The following is a 2,397-nucleotide window of genomic DNA, read 5'->3' as shown; positions in this document are numbered from 1 at the left end:
GTACGACTGGAACATCATGTTGACCGGACGGCGGTACGGCGGCAGCGACGCGAGGTCCTCGCCGTCGACGAAGATCTTGCCGGAGGTCGCCGTCTCGAGCCCGGCGAGCATGCGCAAGAGCGTCGACTTGCCGCAGCCGGAGCTGCCGAGCAGCGCGAACAGCTCGTTCTTCGCGATCGTCAGGTTCACGTTGTCGACGGCCGTGCTGTCGCCGAACTTCTTCACGACGTTTTCGATGCGCACGAACGCATCGTTCTTCGTGCGGGCCGCGGCGGCCGGTTGGGTGTGGCGTGCGGCAGCGGAAGAGGGTATCGATTGCATGGGAGTCACCATTCGTTCTTCACGGATTGCAGGCGTGAGCGTCCCCGCGCGAGGCGTACAACGCGACTCGCGGACAACGGCTCGTGCCGGATGGAACAGGGCGCGCGGTGCGCGCGGGCGGACGAAGCGTCCGCGGATCTCTGGCGGGCAGGCGTTCAGCCGATGCCTGCGCCGCCGTAATGGTTCGTGATCAGTGGCCCGTCTTCAGCTGCGCCCACAGACGGTTCTCGAGGCGCAGGATGTCGGCCGGCATCGGCTTCATCAGCACCATCTTCTTCAGCACGTCCTCGGGCGGATAAACGGTCGGATCCTGCGCGACGGCCGGCGTGACGAACGGGTGCGCGGCCTTGTTCGCGGTCGGGTAGAACACCGTGTTGGTGATCGCCGCGTTGACTTTCGGGTCGGACACGTAGTTGATCCACTTCAGCGCGGCCTCGGGGTGCGGTGCATCCTTCGGGATCACCATCACGTCGAACCACAGCAGGCCGCCTTCCTTCGGGTTCGCGAACTTGATGTCGTACGGGCGCTTCGCTTCCGACGAGCGGCGATGCGCGATGCCGACGTCGCCCGACCAGCCGAGCACGACGCACACGTCGTTGTTCGCGAGGTCGTTGATGTAGCCGGACGAGTTGAACTGGGTGATGTACGGGCGGACTTTCTTCAGGACTTCGAACGCAGCCTGGTAGTCGCCGGGGTTCTTGCTGTTCGGATCCTTGCCCATGTACTGCAGCGTGGCCGCGAACACGTCGACGGCCTGGTCGAGGAACGACACGCCGCAGCCTTTCAGCTTTTCCATGTTGGCCGGGTCGAACACCAGCGCCCAGCTGTCGACGGGCGCCTTGTCGCCGAGCGCCTTCTTCACCGCCTGCGCGTTGTAGCCGATGCCGTCGGTGCCGTAGGCCCAGGGAACACCGTACTGGTTGCCCGGATCGGCGTCCGAGATCATCTTCATCAGAAGCGGGTCGAGGTTCGCGAGGTTCGGGATCTTCGACTTGTCGAGCTTCTGGTACACGCCGGCCTGGATCTGCTTGGCCATGTAGTTCGAGGTCGGTACGACGATGTCGTAGCCCGAGCTGCCCGCCAGCAGCTTCGCCTGCAGCGTGTCGTCGCTGTCGTAGTTGTCGTACTTGACGTGGATGCCCGTCTGCTTCTGGAAGTTCGGGATCGTGTCGGGTGCGATGTAGTCGGACCAGTTGTAGACGTTCAGCTCGTCGGCATGCGCCGACGGACTGGCGACCGACGTGAACGCGGCCACCGCGGCAAGGGCCGCGATGGAACAGGCTTGGCGAAGAAAGCAGGCACGCATGGTGGAATTCCCCTGGGTTATGGCGGCGCGCGGCACCCGCCGCACGCCTGTAGGCAAAGTCGTTACGAAAGGCCCAGTTGCTGGGCGGTCGCATCGACGGCCTTCTTCGCCTTCGATACGAGTTCATCGATTTCCTGACGCGAAATCACGAGCGGCGGCGACAGCAGCATCCGGTCGCCGGTCGCCCGCATGATCAGGTTGCCGTTGAAGCAGAAGTCGCGGCAGATCGTGCCGACCTCGCCGCCGTTCGCGAAGCGGCGGCGTTCGGCCGGCGACTCGGCGAGCTGCAGGCTCGCGACCATACCGTGGCCGTGCACTTCGCCGACGATCGGGTGACGCGCGAAGGTTTCGCGCATCAGCGCCTGGAAGTACGGGCCCGTGTCGTGCTTCACGCGCTCGACGATCCCCTCGTCGCGCAGCAGCTTCAGGTTCGCGACCGCCACCGCCGCCGCGACCGGGTGCCCCGAGTACGTGAGGCCGTGATTGAATTCGCCGTTGTCGATGATCGGGCGCGCGATGCGTTCGTGGATGCCCACCGCGCCCATCGGCACGTAACCCGAGGTCAGGCCCTTGGCCATCGTGATCAGGTCCGGCTCGAAGCCGAAGTGCTGGTGCGCGAACCATTCGCCGGTGCGGCCGAAGCCGCCGATCACTTCGTCGGCGACGAGCAGGATGTCGTACTTGCGGCAGATCCGCTGGATTTCCGGCCAGTACGTCGACGGCGGGAAGATCACGCCGCCCGCGCCCTGGAACGGCTCGCCGATGAACGC

At 65.3% G+C, this 2,397-nt stretch carries 3 protein-coding genes; all 3 read right to left on the bottom strand.

The features are described from left to right. Positions 1 to 321, bottom strand: a 321-nt coding sequence (locus tag U5A56_RS36715) for an ATP-binding cassette domain-containing protein (protein WP_321927361.1), incomplete at its 3' end; no start/stop codon positions are given. A 190-nt stretch (positions 322 to 511) separates the two neighbouring features. Continuing rightward, on the bottom strand, positions 512 to 1,627 hold the full coding sequence (locus tag U5A56_RS36710; protein ID WP_321927359.1) for a polyamine ABC transporter substrate-binding protein: 1,116 nt from the start codon (positions 1,625 to 1,627) through the stop codon (positions 512 to 514). Between the two features lie 62 nt (positions 1,628 to 1,689). Continuing rightward, a partial coding sequence (locus U5A56_RS36705; RefSeq protein WP_321927357.1) for an aminotransferase class III-fold pyridoxal phosphate-dependent enzyme occupies positions 1,690 to 2,397 on the bottom strand: 708 nt, incomplete at its 5' end.

This window comes from Burkholderia sp. BCC1998, from assembly GCF_905339875.1.
Classification (GTDB): domain Bacteria; phylum Pseudomonadota; class Gammaproteobacteria; order Burkholderiales; family Burkholderiaceae; genus Burkholderia.
Note: the sequence above shows the minus strand (reverse complement) of the source record. Positions and strands in the feature narration are given on the sequence as shown.